At 46.6% G+C, this 17,945-nt stretch carries 14 protein-coding genes; 6 read left to right on the plus strand and 8 right to left on the minus strand.

Annotated features, from left to right (window positions below; translation table 11 throughout):
• Nucleotides 1-119 precede the first annotated feature (119 nt).
• Nucleotides 120-2,402, minus strand: coding sequence for a patatin-like phospholipase family protein (locus C943_RS09270; protein WP_008626963.1), 2,283 nt, complete (start codon nt 2,400-2,402; stop codon nt 120-122).
• 117 nt (nt 2,403-2,519) lie between these two features.
• Here C943_RS09270 and C943_RS09275 point away from each other — a divergent pair, with 117 nt between their 5' ends.
• Both C943_RS09275 and C943_RS09280 read left to right on the plus strand, forming a co-directional pair.
• Nucleotides 2,520-3,038, plus strand: a complete 519-nt coding sequence (locus C943_RS09275; RefSeq protein ID WP_008626964.1) for a DUF4494 domain-containing protein — start codon at nt 2,520-2,522, stop codon at nt 3,036-3,038.
• A 112-nt stretch (nt 3,039-3,150) separates the two neighbouring features.
• Nucleotides 3,151-4,317 (plus strand): hypothetical protein, encoded by a 1,167-nt coding sequence (locus C943_RS09280; protein WP_040479927.1) that lies wholly within the window; start codon nt 3,151-3,153, stop codon nt 4,315-4,317.
• Between the two features lie 65 nt (nt 4,318-4,382).
• On the opposite strand, the gene C943_RS09285 is transcribed toward C943_RS09280, so the two are convergent.
• A complete protein-coding gene (locus C943_RS09285) occupies nt 4,383-4,985 on the minus strand; it encodes a hypothetical protein (RefSeq protein ID WP_008626966.1) in 603 nt (200 codons plus the stop codon).
• A 233-nt stretch (nt 4,986-5,218) separates the two neighbouring features.
• Here C943_RS09285 and C943_RS09290 point away from each other — a divergent pair, with 233 nt between their 5' ends.
• Nucleotides 5,219-6,121 (plus strand): PAS domain-containing protein, encoded by a 903-nt coding sequence (locus C943_RS09290; RefSeq protein ID WP_008626967.1) that lies wholly within the window; start codon nt 5,219-5,221, stop codon nt 6,119-6,121.
• Here C943_RS09290 and C943_RS09295 read toward each other — a convergent pair.
• The 5 genes from C943_RS09295 to C943_RS09315 all read right to left on the minus strand — a co-directional run bounded on the left by C943_RS09295 (nt 6,118) and on the right by C943_RS09315 (nt 14,788).
• On the minus strand, nt 6,118-7,830 hold the full coding sequence (locus tag C943_RS09295; RefSeq protein WP_008626968.1) for an efflux RND transporter periplasmic adaptor subunit: 1,713 nt from the start codon (nt 7,828-7,830) through the stop codon (nt 6,118-6,120). The genes C943_RS09290 and C943_RS09295 overlap by 4 nt on opposite strands.
• Before the next feature lie 29 nt (nt 7,831-7,859).
• On the minus strand, nt 7,860-9,320 hold the full coding sequence (locus C943_RS09300) for a TolC family protein (RefSeq protein ID WP_245545528.1): 1,461 nt from the start codon (nt 9,318-9,320) through the stop codon (nt 7,860-7,862).
• Nucleotides 9,321-9,358: 38 nt separating this feature from the next.
• Nucleotides 9,359-13,246 (minus strand): efflux RND transporter permease subunit, encoded by a 3,888-nt coding sequence (locus C943_RS09305; RefSeq protein ID WP_008626970.1) that lies wholly within the window; start codon nt 13,244-13,246, stop codon nt 9,359-9,361.
• Nucleotides 13,247-13,407: 161 nt separating this feature from the next.
• A complete protein-coding gene (locus tag C943_RS09310; protein ID WP_008626971.1) occupies nt 13,408-13,791 on the minus strand; it encodes an HYC_CC_PP family protein in 384 nt (127 codons plus the stop codon).
• 73 nt (nt 13,792-13,864) lie between these two features.
• A complete protein-coding gene (locus C943_RS09315) occupies nt 13,865-14,788 on the minus strand; it encodes a LysR family transcriptional regulator (RefSeq protein WP_008626972.1) in 924 nt (307 codons plus the stop codon).
• A 103-nt stretch (nt 14,789-14,891) separates the two neighbouring features.
• Between C943_RS09315 and C943_RS09320 the strand changes: the two genes are divergently transcribed.
• From C943_RS09320 to C943_RS09330, 3 genes are all read left to right on the plus strand, one after another.
• Nucleotides 14,892-15,392 (plus strand): hypothetical protein, encoded by a 501-nt coding sequence (locus C943_RS09320; RefSeq protein WP_008626974.1) that lies wholly within the window; start codon nt 14,892-14,894, stop codon nt 15,390-15,392.
• The gene (locus C943_RS09325) at nt 15,389-16,348 is read left to right on the plus strand and encodes a sodium-dependent bicarbonate transport family permease (RefSeq protein ID WP_008626976.1); all 960 of its coding nucleotides are present in this window, start codon (nt 15,389-15,391) and stop codon (nt 16,346-16,348) included. Before C943_RS09320 ends, C943_RS09325 begins: the two co-directional genes overlap by 4 nt.
• A gap of 82 nt (nt 16,349-16,430) precedes the next feature.
• Complete coding sequence (locus C943_RS09330) at nt 16,431-16,955, plus strand: hypothetical protein (protein WP_008626978.1); 525 nt, start codon at nt 16,431-16,433, stop codon at nt 16,953-16,955.
• Between the two features lie 88 nt (nt 16,956-17,043).
• Here C943_RS09330 and C943_RS09335 read toward each other — a convergent pair whose 3' ends face one another.
• Nucleotides 17,044-17,916: an SDR family oxidoreductase gene (locus tag C943_RS09335; RefSeq protein WP_008626979.1), complete on the minus strand. Its 873-nt coding sequence runs from the start codon at nt 17,914-17,916 to the stop codon at nt 17,044-17,046.
• Nucleotides 17,917-17,945 lie beyond the last annotated feature (29 nt).

The following is a 17,945-nucleotide window of genomic DNA, read 5'->3' on the forward strand; positions in this document are numbered from 1 at the left end:
AACCCTTTGTAAGTAATTGTAATTCAGCTTCTTTGAAGAAGTTTTACCAACTATTTACCAGTAATATGCCTAAAAATAAAGCTGCCACTACGGTGTAGTCTCCAAATCCAACAAAGGCGCTACTCCAAAAACCTGATCTCCCTAATTTTTCGAAGCGACTCTTGGTTGAATTTGTTGTTGATGTTGTCCAGGATCGACTTCTTTTCCCTTGCCGTTAGGCGCCAGTTGAGAGAGGCACGCAGGATTTCCTGTTGGTTGGGATTAAATACCCCGTCCTCATCCGCCAAGCCGCGATCTTGCAGGAATTGAAGGGTCGAATATTCGAACTCAATCCTTTGAATAGGAAAAGGCATAAGTTCCTGCACGCGAGTAAAAGCATTTTCGTTGTGTAATGTCTGTACATTGTCCCAATTGATGTAGATGTTTTTGAGTGGCGTGAAGAGCTTCTCCAAAAATGTAGGCAGCTTTTTGCGCTCCACTGCCTGGAATTTTTCCGAGTCCCTGATCGCTACCAAAACGACACCCGATGTATTTTCCTCGATCCAATCATGAAAAACATAGATAAACCTTAAGGCATCTTGGATTCCGAAATTATCAGAAAGGCCTGCGTCCATGGTCTGCATTATCGGATTTGATGGTAATTGGATGTTGGGTGTGATAAAGGGAAAGGTCGCACCCATCCGTAGCGCACTGATAAACCGAAGATTTCCGGCATCGTGTGCAGCATAAAAACGTTGAAAATCAATAGCTTGGCTTTTTTCCCGGCGCCCTTCCAGCCTTTCATTTGATATTCCCAGAAAGGAAACAGAATACGGCGCAATAATCAGTTTTCTGCCGTCATTGGTGATGAGCGGCGTAATCGGCATCATAGGGATCTTGGACACCAGTTCGGGCTCGCGGTATGCACTTATTGGCTTATCCATTATGCCCTCGGTGTTCGAGTTGAGCTGCTGCTCGAAGGCATAGCCCCGGTCCTTCAGGTACTTCCGACCGTTGTATTCAAAATGTTGGTTTCTGATGAGCAGGTCATTTACCAAAAGTGTGAAAATAATCGGGTTAAGGTTATCTGCGGAAATTTGGTCCAAGTATTTGGAATCACTGACATCGAAAGCCGAGTCCAGTTTCGACCGCAGGTAAAGCTCCCTGAAAAAACCCGCTCCTATCAAACCGCCCGAAGCTCCGGTTATCATCTGTGTATGGGCGAAAAGCTGCTGACCGCTCGCCTTTTCCACCTCCTGCATCACGCGTAGCGTCCACAAAGCCGCCCGTTGCCCTCCGCCCGATACAGCATAAAACACCATCTTGGGTTTCGTTCCCGCTGGAAATTTCTTCTTCCAATTTTCCAATATTCCGAGCGTGCGCTCTTTATCACTTTCCACCGAATCCTGGTGGAGTATGTCCTGCAAATGTGTGGTACTGTATTCGACTGGCTCTTTTTGATAATCCAATCCAAACGCCGCATGCGGCCGGTTCAGGATTTTTGTACCGGATAGGAGATTGAAAAGCAATAATGCCGCAAAAAAAGTCGGAATCGACCAATCCCGCAACCAAAACACAATCGCGCCAACAGCCATAACCAATATTGCCAAGAGTAACAGGGAACTTGCGGCCGCGGGAATTTGAAGCAATGGAGACTCACGGAAAAAACCCAGAATAAACACCGTGGTGATCAAAACTATCTGGATGACCACCATGTTGAGGTGGTTTTGGTCAAAAACCCTGAGCAGCTGATGGGCTTCAAATCGCGCCAAGTCCTGTCTGACCTCTTTGAACCGCATCTCAATGGAGATGTAATCGAGGACCTTGTTCTTTGCTTTTTTGGTTTCAGATATCCGCTTGAGCATATTTGCCCGTGGAAGCGTGGTTTTGCGCAGCCTTTTCTCCACGCTCCCCGCAAACAACACGAAAAAATCCTTGTTGGTCCACCTGAAGTAGGCGTACAAGACGGTCAGCGTCGTCATGGTCCCTGCAGTAAAGCCAAAGAAAAAATGTAGGATTATCCACTTGTTTTCATGCTCGTTGTCTAGTTGGAAGGACAAAAAGGAAATCACATAAAGCAGGTAAAAGCTGAGGGGAATTATGGAATTGTTGATACAAAAGGTTATAAACGGTCGTTCGACAATTGCCAAGAATTTAAACTTGGTCCCATCCAAGATATAGGCGGTCATGTGAAACGCCATTGTGAAAATGGCCAATGCCACGCCGATAATGAAAAAGCCCTGCCAAGACACGGCATTCAGGTATTCCGGATCAAGGAACAGAAACGGAATACCCAAAACGGTGCCGAAATTTTGGGAGACAATCAGGAAAAGAAGTGCCCAAAACGACAACAACAACAGATTTTTCTTGAGTTGTAGAAAAAAAAGCTGAAGAGGAAAACTGTAAATTATTCGCTCCCACATAGGCTGGATGATTGACAAAATATAAAAGATTTCTTCGGGAAATCTAAATCCAATTTTCCATTGTGGCTTCGCATCCGATCGATTACCTTCGCCCCATCAATTTTAAATAGTAGCTTGATGAGAACTTGGTTTTTGTGCAGGGTTAAATATGCGAAAGAAAACGAGCAAGGATTGCTCAAGAATGTCTCCGAACAATACCTCGTGGATGCAGTCTCTTTTACAGAAGCGGAAGCACGGATTTATGATATGCTCGGCTCGACCATCAGGGGCGACTTTCAGGTGACTAATATCAGCAAAAGCAACTTTGTCGACGTGTTCCATTATGAAGACATCGACATTTGGCACAAGTGCAAAATCACCTATGTCATCGCGGATGCTGATAGCGGCAAGGAAAAAAAGGTGACCCAATACATGCTTGTGACCGCCCACAACGTCAAGGAAGCCTACGAGAGAATCCACGAAAGCCTCAACAATATGCTCGTTACCTTCCGGGTGCCCGACGTGACGGAGAGTCCGATCGTTGAAGTTTTCCCCTATGAAAAGGATGAGGAACTCAATCCGCCGATTCCGGCTAACCTAAAGCCACTGAAGCAGGTGGAGGCAGAATTAAGAGAATATGAAGAAGGGGCCGAATAAGCCCCTTTTTTATTATCATTTCGTTGGCAGATGAAGAATTCAATTTAAAATCGATTTATTTCGTTGAAACTAAGTATATTTGCATCGTTTGGACCAGCACCCTATTACCAATATGAGTACAATATCCCGATTGTCGTTGATTGCCGCCATGGCCTTGGTTTTTTTCTCTTGCAACAAAAACGAAGATCCGCAGCCGGAAAAAGCAAACGAAATATTCCAAAGAGTTCCAAATGGAAACTTTGCCGGAAATTCGATCAACGTCGGAAGAATTGAAGTACTCTCCAATCGGTTGTTTTACTCTGACCGGTCTAATCCAGGGTATATTTCCGATGATCTATCCGTTGAGCAGCTTTGCTGTTACGCATTAAACAATCAAGTTCATCTTCAATCTTTCAGCGAGGATTACGTAGTCGGCGTGAGCAATTACTTGAACTCATTTATTTTGTACTACGTCAACCAACCGAGAAATCCGGAGAGCATCTTCCTGCCAAACGCGCTGGGTCAAACCCTCGGTGATGCGTATATGTGGGGAGGAGAAAACCTAGGCCTTTTTGAATTGAATGACAATCTGCTCTTGGCTTTTGTTCATGTGAAAAATCAGCGAAATCTATACATTTTTGACCTGGAGAAACATGCGAGCAACTTCGGCCTACCTCAGGACACCACAGGTATCATCAAGGTCGACATTTCGCAACTTGGAGTCAGAAACCCAAATTGTGATATAGATAGCCCGGGAAAAATGAGTCGTTTCGGAGAAGGTTGGTTAGTTTCCTTTGTCCATAACTGCGGGTCAAATGCAGGAACCTACTTTGTAGATAAAACCGGAAAGCTGTCAAAAGTCAATGCAAATTTTGACGGAATCTTCTACCACTTGGGACATACCATTCTCGAAAATGGCAAACTTGTGGCATGGGACGACACCAACTTGTACCTGTCTTTGTCAGGATCGTTAGAAGACCTAAGGCCAATTGCAAAGCTACCATTTAGAATGCAGTTCCGAGCAGTAGGAAACCGACTGGTAACCTTTTTCGGAGGCAACAACCTCTTCGAAGCGATGGAATTCAATGATTACTCCGGTGATCCCATCAACTTTAAGAGAATTGACACCCAAGGTATGGAGTTTGCAGATTTGAACGACGTTCGTCTTTTTGGAGAAAGGGTTTTCGTTGCATCAAATACCGGCCTGTTTTTCAAAGCTGAATCAGACTTTTGGACCTATGCAAAAGGGACTGACGACGGAGAATCAAACAGTCTTACGCTTGGGTATTCACTAGAGTGATTTTCAACCTTCATTGGGATATCAGATTTAAATCTATGAAGACGCATCTAGCCCAAAAAGGCTGTCTAAACTTGTCTAAGCTGATTATCAATTACAAACCTGATCAAGTCCTCTACGGCAATTCCCGCTTTTGCGGCAGCGTCCGCGATGTCCTCCCGGCTGACCTGTGCGGCAAAGGTCTTGTCCTTCAGCCTTTTTTTGACACCACTGACTTCCATGCCGTCATATCCCTGTGGCCGCATCAGTGAGTACGCATGGACAAAACCGGAAAGCTCGTCGAAAGCATACAACATCTTATCCATCTCTGACTCTGGCTCTACCCCAAAATATCTCGGTCCATGGCTGGCGATGGCTCTCAGGATACGCGGATCCATTTGCCTTGTTTCCAGTTCCTCTATGATCCTCCGGCAATGCTGCTCGGGCCATTGGTCCCAATCGGCATCGTGCAGCAGCCCCGACAAATGCCAAAGGTGCTGTATTGCGGGATCATACCCTCTCGATTCCGCATATTTCTTCATCAAATGCCCCACTTGCTGCATATGAAAGAGTAGTTTTTCGTTTTTGACCCAATCTTTAAGCAGTTCCATCGCATCTTCTAGGCTCATTAGATTGCCGATATGCTCCTGGGATCCAAATTCTTGACGGTTTAATAAATAGGAATGATTCATAACAGTTTCTATTTTCAAATATTATTTTTTGCTTTTTAAATTAGTATTTGTGCATCTTGTTTTCTTTTTCTACCTTTGGCGCTTATAGACGAGACAATTCAGTAGACGCCTCACCAATGGAAGATTTTTTTCAACTTTCTGATTACTACTATTTCCTCATTCTGGACAAAAAAAGCAATATTTCGCTTTGTAACGCCCATTTTGAAAATAGTTGTCCCTTCATAGATAAACCTATGAAGGGGCTTTCCTTTTCTGAATTCCTCTATTTCAAGGACTTTTCAACATATGAATATTATTTGGAAAAATCCTTATCCGAAGGAAATAGAAAATTCACGCTGGACCTTAGAAAGGTAAATCGCACCGGAAACGACCTGGAATGGACTAAATGGGAATTTACGATTTCCTTTGGCAACCAAGGCGAGCCCATTATCACCGCCATAGGTCATATCATGGAGGAAAAGAAAGAGCGATCTGTCGATTTCCCGAGCGACTTGAGCGAGGTACATGCCAAGCACGACTTGATGGAGGGCATTTTGAACGATACGTTGATTGGGTTTTGGATTTGGAATATGGCTGAGAATACCGAACAGCTGAGCCTTTCCCTTACCGAAATGCTCGGCTACCACGTACATTCGGGTGATACCAAGGCTATCAAATGGAAACGACATATTCATCCCGCCGACCGGAATCTTGTTGAGAAATCCCTGCAAGAACATTTTGGGTCAGGGGGGAAAATCCCCTTTCACTGCGAGTTTCGTATAAGGAACCGCCATAAGCAAGACGTTTGGGTACTCGGCTATGGCAAGGTATTAAAATGGGCCGCGGATAACCACCCTGCAACGATGGCTGGATGCTTCTTCGATATTTCTGAAAAGAAAAAAACCGAGCACTTGCTGCTACACCAACAAAGGCTGCTTCACACAGTCACCTTCAACCAGTCCCATTTGATAAGGGCCAAATTGGCCAATATCCTTGGAATCTTGGAGATTGTAGATCCTAAAGCTCCTGCCGCCGAGACATTGCACTTTCTGAAAATGATCAAAAAGGAAGCAAAAAAGCTCGACGAACAGCTCAAGCGAAGCATTTCGCAATCCAGTGGATTCCAAATCCAGTCCTTGCAGCAAGCATCCCTTTAGATCGGTTTTTTTGGAGAATAGGTCTTCTTCACTTCCCCACAGGTCAACATCTTGTCTCCAAAATAGGGGTTTCTGATCTCCTTTTGCAGGCTAAGCCAGTTTGCGCCTTTGTCACCAAATGCCATCGGGCAAAACTGTTTGTAGAGTTGCATCTCTCCATTACCGAAATACTCCACAACAGAAATCAGGGATTCAGAAAGCGTCTCGAATTCCTTCCTTTTCAGCTCCAAGTCAGTATTTGACTGGATTCCCTTTAAGCTTTTCTGAAGAATTGCCGCACTATTCGTCCATTTCGTGGACTCCTTGCCCTGCAGTTCAGCCATATTTGCGCCGTCGATGTGTTTGGCGAGCGGTAAAATCAACGCATCAATCAATCCTGCGTCAGATTTCACAAAGGCATCTTTTAAATCCGAATAGGCTCCGATGATTTTCTCCAAAGATTGCTGAAAACCGAGTGGCGTCGCAGGGGCCTTTTCGGGAAGGGCCATCATACTGAAATTCCCGGAAAGCTGTGCCGCAGCATCCACCGCGAAAACGCCATTGCTCACCACTTCCTCTCCCAATTCCAACCCACTCGTCACCAAGTAGGCATTTCCTGCTTGTGGTCCAAGTACCACCGCCCTCAACTGAAACTTGGGACTCTCAGACGACCCGACCTGGACGTAAACGACTGATCGTGGTCCTGTCCATAGGACAGCTGACTTGGGTACATAGATCCCTGATTTGCCGATCTTTGCGGATTGGATCGTGGCGTTGACAAACATGCCCGGTTTGAGTTGATAGCCTGGATTTGGAGCTTCGGCGCGGACGGTTATCGTGCGGCTTTGCTCATTGAGTACGGGATCGACAAAACTCACTTTGGCAGAAAAATCTCTATCGGGATAGGCGGAAACCTTGAATTTGACCAGGTCGCCCATTTTCACCGAAGCAATATCCGACTCGTAGACGTCCAACATTACCCACACTTTTCCCAAATCGAGGATCTCAAACATAGACTGACCTCGGCTTATAAAATCGCCCAAAGCAACGTTTCTTTGGCTCACTATTCCTGCCTTGTCTGAGATGATGTCGAATTGGGTTTGGACCTGTCCGTTTTGTTGCAGCGACGCAATTTGTGCATCAGTCAGCTTCCAAGACTTAAGTTTTTGGATCGCGGCCTCGTAAAGCGCAGGCTGCCTATCTTTGATCTTGGCAGCTTCGAGCAGCTCCCGCTGTGCGTTGATCAAATCTGGAGAATACACGGTAGCTAATTTCTGACCTTTCTGTACCACATCCCCGGTGAAGTTGACAAACAACTGATCGATTCTCCCTGAGAAATTGGCGGTAAGGCTTTGGATACCCTGCTCGTTGGGTTGGATTTTACCAACCAACTCGATTGAACGTCCCGCATCCCCACCGTAAACCTGTGTGGTCGAGACATTTGCCAAAGCAACTGCCTCGGGTGTCATTTCCAAAATGTAGGGATCTGTATTGGTGCTTGAGGTAAACTGGCTTAGTGGAACCAGTTCCATGCCACAGATCGGGCAGTTTCCCGGTTCATTCTGTCGGATATGGGGATGCATCGGTGAAACCCATATAGTCTCGCCATCCGCTTCAGCTTGGATTGTACCATTTTCCACCTTCCCGTCACCCCTGACCAGCCAACCGATGACGCCACCGAAAAACAGGCAGCCGAGAATGATTATGATGATATTTTTATTCGTCTTCATATTCTTGATTATTGAAATTCAAAATTTGGTCAAATCCCGATCAATGCCTCCAAGCGGGCAAGGGCCGTGTGCGCCTCGACCATTGAATTGGTAAACTCCTGATCGAAAGCAATCAACTCTTTCATGATAGATAGTATATCTTCCAATCGACCCTCTCCCGAAGCATAAGATGTCACTTGGATTTCGAGGATTTGGCGGGTCATTTTTACCTGTTCCTGAAGAAGCATTTGTGTTCTTTGGGCATTTTGAAATGCCACCAGTTCGGCTTCAAATCCAGTTTCCAAGTTTTCCAAGACCGATTGTTTTTGCAGCGTGGCGTTGTCCCTCCAAAGTTCGGCCTCCCGCTGCATAGATTTGTATTTCTTCCTGTAAATGGGAAGTGACAGGGTTACCATCGGCATCACCATGTTGTTACCCATCCCGGATGGCATATATTCCATGCCGTCCATGCCTCCGATCATCCCTGATTCGGGACGCGGAGAAAACACCATATAGTTGAGCCCAAGTCCCATCATTGGCCGTCCTTCCAACTTCGCCATTTCGGCTTGCGCCCTATAGGCTTGGCCTTCTTTTTCCAACATATTGAGCATGGGATTATTCACCCAAATACTGTCAGAATTATCCAACATCATGGTAGAGGCCGAAATATCTGGAAAAAGAAGCCTTACATCGGATTGATAAGGCCTGCCAATGAGTTGGTTGAAACGAATCTTCAATGCTCTTAGACTTTCAGATGCCTGCTTGATTTCGTTCTCCAATGCCATCTTCTGCACCTGAATCCGCATAATATCGGTCATTTTCCCCGAACCGGTCGATTCCATCGAGTTCATCGCTTGGCTTTGGGCGGGCATCGGTGCAGATGCAGCGTTGCCTTGGTTTCCCATCCCCATTCCGTCTTGTCGAGGTGCTGACTTTGGCCCGCTTGGTCCGGAGCGCATTGCATTTTGTAGGGAAGTGGCCGCTGCGGAGACTTCACCTCCTTGATACTTGATCAGGGCAAGCTCTTCCATGATGTGCAGCAGCTCCAGATTTTCGCTTGTGACATCTATGTTGCTTTCAAGCAGCAGCATTTGGTAATAGGCCTCCTTTACCTGAAAGGCCAACCGGTTTTTCTCCTCCCTAAATGCATGGAACTTTGCCTCGGCCATCAGCATAGCCTCGTCCTTTTGAACCCTGTTCATGCCAAACCAAGGAAACATCTGCATCAGGGACATCTCTGCCCGCTGATTGCCCATGAGCAGTTCCATCGGCCGTAGAAAAATCCCGGCCGAAAACTGTGGATCGGGCAAAGCACCCTTTTGGTTGACTTTCTCCAAAGCAGCCTCGTATTGCTTGAAACTGGCTTGAATAGCGGGGTTGTTTTGCATCGCCATTTCAAGATATTCCGGCAAGCCTTCCTGCGCCTGTACAGTACTCTGTACGCAAATCCAGCCCAAGCCCGCAACAATCATTACTCTGGCGGCAACTTTTCTGATTATATGTCTATCCATCATATCTATGATTTTTTCTGTTTTCTGCCAAAACTCCATCAAACACCTTCATTCTTTGCCTCCCTTTTCAATTCCCATTCCTTGTATTTCCCGAAAAGGACTGGGACAATAAACAGGGAAATTAAGGCTACCGTCATCCCACCAAATGTGGGAATCGCCATCGGAATCATGATATCCGAACCCCGACCTGCGCTCGTCAGCACCGGCAATAATGCCAACAGAGTCGTCGCAGTAGTCATCAAACATGGTCGGACCCGCTTCAAACCTGCTTCCAAAACTGCCTCCCTTACTTCAGCCTTGGATCTGGGTAGGTTTTGGTCAAAACTCTGCTTCAGGTAAGTTCCCATGACTACGCCGTCGTCTGTCGCAATCCCAAAAAGCGCAATAAAACCAACCCAGACTGCCACAGATAAATTGAATGTGCGCACTTGGAAGAGTTCCCGCATATTTGTACCAAAAAGGTCGAAATCCAGAAACCAAGCCTGTCCATACAACCAAAGCATCATGAACCCCCCTGCAAACGCCATGGCGATCGCCGAGAAAACCATCATAACCAAGGCCGTGGACCTAAACTGGAAATATAGGATCAGGAAAATCACCGCGAGGCAAAGTGGAATTACAAAAGCGAGGCGCTTCTCTGCCCGAACCTGATTTTCATAAGTACCGGAAAATACAAAGGTGACCCCCGCGGGCACTTGGAGTTCGCCCGTCCTGATTTTCTCATTGATCAGATTTTGGCAGCTTTCTATCACCGCCACTTCGGCAAAACCATCCCGCTTGTCAAACATCACATAGCCGACCAAAAAGGTATTCTCCCCGCGAATCATCATCGGCCCCGGTCGATAGTTGATCGCGGCAAGCTGTTCCAAGGGAATCGGACCTCCAGATGGAGTGTCCACAAGAATTCGTTTCAATGATTCCGAGTTGTCCCTGTATTCCCGAGCATACCTTGCGCGTATCGAATAACGCTCCCTGCCCTCCACAGTCGTGCTCAAGGCCATGCCCCCGACGGCAACCTCAATGGTTTCCTGTACATCCGAGATATTGAGGCCATACCGCGCCAACGCATTTCTGTCCAAGTCAATTTCCAAATAGGGCTTGCCCAAGGAGCGATCCACGAAAACCGCCTCAGCTTTGACCGAAGGGACTTCCTTCAGCACATTGGCGATTTGAATACTGAAGGATTCTATGCTTTCGAGGTCGGGACCAAAAACCTTCAATCCCATTGGCGCGCGCATACCTGTCTGCAGCATGACCAAGCGCGTCTCGATAGGCTGCAATTTAGGCGCTGCGGTCACGCCGGGGATATTCGAAGTACGGGATTGGATCTCAGTCCAGATGTCATCAGCCGTTTTAATCTCGTCCCTCCATTGTCGGTAGTATTGACCACGGCTAGGATCAGGCACAAGATATTGTCTTAGTTTTCCTGAAATCTCTCTCGCCTCTGAATCCGGCAGGTATTGAAAATCCTTGTCCCAAATCAACCTCGAAACGCGATCGTGCAAATACGATTTCCCGTCAATATTCAATTCAAAAAACCCATCGTTATCTACCCTGAACCTTAGCTTCTGCCCGTTTTCATCCTGAAGGAATTCGGTTTTATAATTGATGATGTTTTCATACATCGACATCGGGGCAGGGTCAAGAGGGCTTTCGGCACGTCCCGCCTTTCCCACGACCATTTCCACTTCGGGAATTGCCTGCACCAGCATGTCGAGTTGCTTGACGATCTGCATATTGGCTTCCACACCTGAGTGGGGCATGGAAGTCGGCATCAGGAGGAATGAGCCCTCATTAAGCGATGGCATGAATTCCTTACCCATACCAGGAAAAGAATGTACCAAGCCTGACCAAAGCGAGCTCGTCCTAACGTTCCATCCGATTTGATCAAAACCCTTTGGAATAAATCCAAAAACCGTACTGAATCCCAGCCAAATATTCAGCCCGAGCAAAACTAGCCCGAATGGTATCAGGAGAAAGGCGCGGGCATGATCGAGACACCAAGTCAAAATCCTTCCATAGTACCTCAAAAACAAACTGAATCCGCCCAAGACCAAGCCTACCGCCAAGCCGATAAAAAGGAAATTGACAAAAAGGGATTGTGTAAATCCAAGTGGTCTCCATTCAATTGCCAACAAGAATGTCACTGCGATAACGGCGATCAACATGTTGATTTGATCTTTCCACCGGCTGTTTTGAAGCACTTTAGGGAAATAATGATGCACCAACGCGTTTGCCCCGAAAGCAATTAACACGATTCCGGCCCAAGGAAAAAAGAAAACAAGAAAGATTCCGGCCAACAGCTGTGCCCATTGCAGTGCCAAGCGATAGGGAAATGTTTGCCCCTTTCTCCCAAAGACCAAAGATGCAAACATGGGCATAAACACCAAGGTGAAAATCAGGGAGGCAACCAAGGCAAATGTCTTTGTGTAGGCCAGCGGCGCAAATAGCTTCCCTTCCGCAGCCTCCAATGTAAAGACCGGCAAAAAGCTCACGATCGTGGTCATCACTGCAGTGACGATTGCAGAGCCGACCTCAGTAGAAGCCTCATAGATCACCTCCAGCTTCCTCTTGCCGTCCGGGGCGGTTTCAAAATGACGGAGGATATTCTCATTGAGGATAATCCCCAAATCCACCATCGTACCGATCGCAATCGCTATCCCAGAAAGTGCCACGATATTGGCATCTACCCCGAAATACTTCATGAAAATGAACGTCATCAATACTGCTAAGGGTAAAAGTGCGGAGATCAGAAAAGACGCCCTTAGGTTATAAACCATCACCATGATCACGAGTATGGTGATAAGGATCTGGAGAATGATGGCTTCGTTGAGCGTATTCAAGGTTTCTTTGATCAATCCGGATCGATCGTAGAAGGGCACGATCGTCACCTTCGACTCAGTCCCATCAGCAAGCGTCTTGGAAGGCAAACCCGGAGAAATTTCATTGATTTTGGATTTGATCGCGTCAATCACAAGCAGGGGGTTTTCACCATATCGAGCCACTACCACGCCACCAACCGCCTCGGCGCCACCTTTGTCAAGGACCGCACGCTCCACCCGAGAGGCGGGGCCAATGTTTACTTTGGCGATGTCCCGTATCCGCAGGGGAACGTTGTTGCTGACTGCAACGACAGCGGATTCGATATCTTCGATCGTCTTTACATAGCCCAAGCCGCGGATGATATATTCGACTTGGTTGATCTCCATCGTGTTGGCGCCAATGTCCAAATTGGACTTTCGCACCGCATCCATCACCTGCATCATGCTGATTTGGTGGGATTTCATGGCCACAGGATCTAGATCAACCTGGTATTCCATCACATGACCGCCGATAGTGGCCACTTCCGATACGCCGTCGCTGGCAGCTAGGGCATACTTCACATAATAGTCCTGTACACTGCGCAATTCGTGCAGGTCCCAACCACCAACGGGATTGCCGCTTGGATCCCGACCTTCTAGGGTGTAGAAAAATACCTGCCCCAAACCGGTCGCATCAGGTCCTAACTTTGGTTGGACTCCCTCTGGAAGCAAACTCGCAGGCAGTGAGTTGAGCTTTTCCAATATCCGCGAGCGGCTCCAATAAAACTCGACATCTTCCTCGAAAATGATGTAGATGGATGAAAACCCAAACATAGAAGTGCTCCGGATGGTCTTGACACTGGGCATTCCCAGCAGGGAAGTAGTGAGCGGATAGGTGATTTGGTCCTCGACATCCTGCGGCGAGCGGCCCATCCATTCGGTAAATACAATTTGCTGGTTTTCACCGATATCGGGAATCGCGTCTACAGGTACAGGGTCATTAGGTAGAAAAGGAACCGACCACTTAAACGGCGCGACAACGATGCCCCAAAGAAGGATACCCGCCAACAAAAGGAAGGTGACCAGCCGATTTTCAAGGAAGAATTTTATGATTTGATTTAACATGATCTTGATTGATCCAATGGTGAAATAACACAATTGCTTTTCAGGGAAGGGGGAAGTCCAGCATGTTCGATTGGGTGAATTTCAAGATGCTTGTAGTGTTGATCAAAAAGACCAAAAGCAGTATCAAACCCAACCGGAATGCACTTCCGCTTATAAATGTATCAGATCAAAAAAATGCAGTGAAGGAGAAAAAGTGGTGTATTCAGTATCGATGGCGGCGACGAATCGGCAAATCCAAAAGTCAATTCTTGCGCAATTTCTGAAACCGGGACCGCGTAATTTCCAAATTCGGGGCAAATCGCATCACTTGCCATGGGTTCGAAATCCAACACGTCAGAAATCTGCTGATCGGTATTTGGGAGCTCCAAATTGGAGACGTCGTCACAACATCCCGGCATCGGTTCTTGGGAAGGACAGCAGGTTTTGGCATCGGCAAAAAGATTGATCCGCTGAAAATCCTCCCCGCAATAATGCATGGAATAGCTCATCCCTGCATTGAATAGCAGGTAAAATAGGAGGAGCGATATCTTCAGCAATTGCCTCACGGTAGGATAATAATTTCCAAAAGTACCAATGGAAAACCAAACAAACTTATATCATTCTCGATTTTTTTCAACTTCAAGACTTGACCGCCCAGTCAAAATACTTCTTGATGATACTTGTTTTCTGTTTTTCAATAAAGGTCAAATAGGCATCCGCAACTGGAGAAAACTTCTTGTTTTTCAGATAAATAAGGTTCCAATTGGTCACAATAGGCAACCCTTCGACTGGAATAACCTGAAGATCGCCATTCTTCAACTCATTTTTGATCCCAATCAGAGGCATGATCGAACAACCCAATCCAGCGATGACAGCCTGCTTCACCGCCTCGTTGGAAGTCAGCTCGAGTTTCTTCCTAACCGAAATGTTGTGGTTCTTCAAAAACCGCTCCATCGTCAGCCGCGTCCCTGAGCCATGTTCCCTAAAAATCAGTGTAATCTGTTCTATCAGCTCGGCTCCAGAAAGAGACTTGTCGACTTCAAAATCCCTGCCTCCGACCAAAAACAGCCTGTTTTCCATCAACTCGACTTTCTCAAATTGTATCACTTCAGGCAGGATGGACACCAAGGCAAAATCAATCTCATTTTCATCGAGGGCGTTGATAACCATGGCCTTATTGGTCACATCGAGCTTGAGTTCCACGCCGGGATTTTGCTCCAAAAACTGTGAAAGGAAATAAGGCATCACGTACTTCCCCGTAGACACCACCGAGATTTTCAACCGTCCAGTCAATTGCCCTTTGAAGGAAGCAGTCTTGAAATTAATCGCGTTGACTTGCTCGAGGATCTTTTCGGCAGCGACAGCAATCTCCTTCCCGAAATCCGTCACGTAAAGCTTCCTTCCCACCACTTCGGTCAAAGGAAGATCAAACTGCTCCTGAAAATTTTTCAACTGGATCGAGACCGCAGGCTGCGTCAAGTGCAGTTCCTCCGCCGCTTTGGTGATGCTTTGGAGTTGGGTTATTTTCAAAAAAACGTGCAACTGGTGCAATGTGTAATTCATAAATAACGTTTATGTTTTAGATTATAAATATAAATAAAAATATATTAATCTAACTCAAGAATTTTGCACAAGGTTTCATCTAAATAAAAAAAAAATTTCAGAAATGGAAAAAACCTTGATCCTCCTCTGTCCTTTCAGCAATTCCCAAAGTTTCCTGGACAGCCGCCTTCCGAAAAAAGACATCCGCTTTTTGACGGCTCTGGGCGGTGTTTTCCCCTTCCAGGACCGGATTTTTGTTGAAATGATGGGCAATTTCCTTATTTCTGAAAATATCAAGGAGGTCTATTTTGTGCAGGACCTGCATTCCAAGTTTTTGAGCGAGGGAATGCAGGAGGCCCAGATGGATCCAAATGATACGATAAAGGGAATTTCGGAGGTTTTTGATCGCCATCAAGTCGAAATCTCCGCGGCTTCAAGCCTTTCGCATCAGCTGTCAAAACTTTCCCTGTTTGTAATCGAGGACCAAGTGCATCAGATGTTGGGACAACCTTGCTTGCACAGGATCATACAGGAAAACAAAATCCAGATTAAGGGCATGCTCACGGACCAATCCCGCGCAAAATCCATCGAGTTTCACGTTCAGCAAGAACTGCAACTTTCATGAACATTCAGCTTCTGTTGGACAATTTCACCAACCCAGCATTCCTCTTTTTCCTTTTAGGTGTCTTGGCAGTCCGGATCAAAAGTGATCTCGAGATTCCCCAAAATTCTTCCAAATTTATTTCACTCTACCTCTTATTCGCCATCGGATTCAAGGGAGGACAAGAGTTGGCACACAGTACATTTTCGTGGAGCATTATTTCCTCAGTTGTCTATGGGATTTTGGCTGCCTGCTTGATCCCACTCTACACGTTTTTTATACTCAAAAGAAGATTTAGCATTGAAAATGCGGGGGCAATCGCAGCTGCATATGGTTCTGTCTCGGCCGTAACATTCGTAACCGCCGTATCATTTTTGGAAATGCAACAACAGGCTTTCCATGGCTATATGGTCGCGATCATGGCCTTGATGGAGGCGCCTGCGATTATTATCGGGGTATTGCTGATCAAGATATTTAGCAAAGAAAGCCAAACAGGTGTAAAGGTAAGAAGCGTAATCCACCATGCTTTTACCAATGGCTCGGTGCTATTGATTCTTGGCAGTTTATTGATCGGATTTTTGGCGAGCGAAAAAGAAGCGGAGGGTATCAAGCCATTCACTACTGATATTTTCAAGGGCTTCTTGGCGATATTCCTTCTCGATATGGGAATTTCCAGCGGTAGAAAATTGAAGGATTTTCTGGAATCCGGCAAGTTCACGGCAGCTTTTGCTGTCATTATTCCACTCATCAACGGCACCATAGTCGCCTATACGAGCCAATTCTGCTGCAATTCGGTCGGAGACAGATTTATCATGGCCATATTGGCAGCTTCCGCATCTTACATCGCTGTACCTGCTGCGATGAAAATTGCCGTGCCAAAAGCCAATCCTGGAATCTACCTTCCAATGGCCTTGGCGGTGACCTTCCCGTTTAATATCACATTGGGTTTTCCACTGTACTATATGGTCGCTTCCCTGTGAAAAATCAGGGAAAAATCTGACTAACGCTTTTGGCAAATACATCTTTTGTATATTTTCGCTCATCACCCAAAAAGCGAGTACAATGAAAAAACCAACAATCCGGATGGCGATTCTGGCCATTTTTCTGGGAATCAACCATTTCTGCTATTCACAAAATGAAGTAGACGTGCAGGATGCAGTAGCCGCCTACTTCAATGCCAAGCTTTGTGAAGACTATGAAACGATGCTGGGCTATACTTACCCTGACGTGGTAGAAAAAGCCGGAGGGCTAGACAACGTCCGAAAAGCTTTGATCCAAATTCAGGAAACCCAAAAGAAAAAAGGTTTCATTCTCCAAGAGTACAAAACCAAACCTGCTGTCCAACAGGTCGTCACAGGAGAAGAAACCCACGCAATCGTTCCTGTGACGACGGTTTCCAAAGTCCCTGGCGGTAAGGTGATCACCGAGACCAATGTAATCGCCGTCGGAACCGAAAAAAATACCCGCTGGTACATCATTGAGACCACTGCCTTGGATGACGGCAATGTCTCCAAAGTCTTGGCGACCTGGGACAATACCATGTTGCTGCCATTCAAGAAAGCACCTGTTTTCAAGGAAGACAAATAAAAAAGCCCTCCCAATCTGCTGGGAGGGCTTTTTTATAGATTTCTGATTTTCCATTTTGCCTTCAGGTAGCCCCAAATCACTTTGGGGCTCATGGCTTTTTTCCCCTTGAAGCCTCGAGCATGTCCCACATTTCCTGGGGAATCGCCTCCAGGTTGTTAAATTCGCCTGCGCCCATCAGCCACTCTCCCCCATCGATTGTGATGACTTCGCCATTGACATAAGCGGAATAATCCGAAACTAAATAGGCCGCCAGGTTGGCCAATTCCTGATGGTCGCCTACCCTACCCACGGGTACCTTTTTGGCAGGATCGAATTTTTTGACCAAATCCCCCGGCAACAGGCGGCTCCAAGCCCCTTCTGTAGGAAATGGACCTGGTGCGATGGCATTGCTTCTGATTTTATATTTGGCCCACTCCACTGCCAAAGACCGCGTCATTGCCAAGACGCCAGCCTTCGCCGCGGCACTAGGCACCACATATCCCGATCCGGTCCATGCATAAGTGGTCACGATATTGAGAAATGTACCTGGTTGTTTTTCTTTGATCCAATGCTTTCCCGCCGTCAAGGTAACTTGGGAAGTACCCTTGAGCACAATATCCAAAACCGTGTTGAAGGCGTTGGTTGAGAGACGTTCCGTCGGGCTGATGAAATTTCCTGCAGCATTGTTGAGCACCACGTCAACCCTTCCGGTCAGGGCGACTGCGTCTGCCCACATTTGTTCCACCTGGGCAATATCCCGTACATCGCAGGCCAAGGCGTGCACCCTACCGCCGGTCAGGTTTTCGATCTCTTTGGCCGTTTCGGTCAAAGTATCGAGTTTTCTACTGGTAATGATCAGTGTGGCACCAAGCTTCGAAAAGTAGGTTCCCATGGACCTCCCGAGTCCGGTCCCGCCGCCGGTCACCAATATTGTTTTGCCCCTCAGGGCACCTTCTTTCAACATTCCATCTGCGTAAGACATATGATTTGGGTTTAATTGCCGTTGAAGAT

The organism is Mariniradius saccharolyticus AK6 (assembly GCF_000330725.2).
Lineage (GTDB): Bacteria > Bacteroidota > Bacteroidia > Cytophagales > Cyclobacteriaceae > Mariniradius > Mariniradius saccharolyticus.

Excerpts from the sequence above, each read along its gene's own strand:
- C943_RS09270 (WP_008626963.1), bottom strand. The coding sequence starts at position 2,402 with ATGTGGGAGCGAATAATTTACAGTTTTCCTCTTCAGCTTTTTTTTCTA.
- C943_RS09275 (WP_008626964.1), top strand. The coding sequence starts at position 2,520 with ATGAGAACTTGGTTTTTGTGCAGGGTTAAATATGCGAAAGAAAACGAG.
- C943_RS09280 (WP_040479927.1), top strand. The coding sequence starts at position 3,151 with ATGAGTACAATATCCCGATTGTCGTTGATTGCCGCCATGGCCTTGGTT.
- C943_RS09285 (WP_008626966.1), bottom strand. The coding sequence starts at position 4,985 with ATGAATCATTCCTATTTATTAAACCGTCAAGAATTTGGATCCCAGGAG.
- C943_RS09290 (WP_008626967.1), top strand. The coding sequence starts at position 5,219 with ATGAAGGGGCTTTCCTTTTCTGAATTCCTCTATTTCAAGGACTTTTCA.
- C943_RS09295 (WP_008626968.1), bottom strand. The coding sequence starts at position 7,830 with ATGAAGACGAATAAAAATATCATCATAATCATTCTCGGCTGCCTGTTT.
- C943_RS09300 (WP_245545528.1), bottom strand. The coding sequence starts at position 9,320 with ATGGATAGACATATAATCAGAAAAGTTGCCGCCAGAGTAATGATTGTT.
- C943_RS09305 (WP_008626970.1), bottom strand. The coding sequence starts at position 13,246 with ATGTTAAATCAAATCATAAAATTCTTCCTTGAAAATCGGCTGGTCACC.
- C943_RS09315 (WP_008626972.1), bottom strand. The coding sequence starts at position 14,788 with ATGAATTACACATTGCACCAGTTGCACGTTTTTTTGAAAATAACCCAA.
- C943_RS09320 (WP_008626974.1), top strand. The coding sequence starts at position 14,892 with ATGGAAAAAACCTTGATCCTCCTCTGTCCTTTCAGCAATTCCCAAAGT.
- C943_RS09325 (WP_008626976.1), top strand. The coding sequence starts at position 15,389 with ATGAACATTCAGCTTCTGTTGGACAATTTCACCAACCCAGCATTCCTC.
- C943_RS09330 (WP_008626978.1), top strand. The coding sequence starts at position 16,431 with ATGAAAAAACCAACAATCCGGATGGCGATTCTGGCCATTTTTCTGGGA.
- C943_RS09335 (WP_008626979.1), bottom strand. The coding sequence starts at position 17,916 with ATGTCTTACGCAGATGGAATGTTGAAAGAAGGTGCCCTGAGGGGCAAA.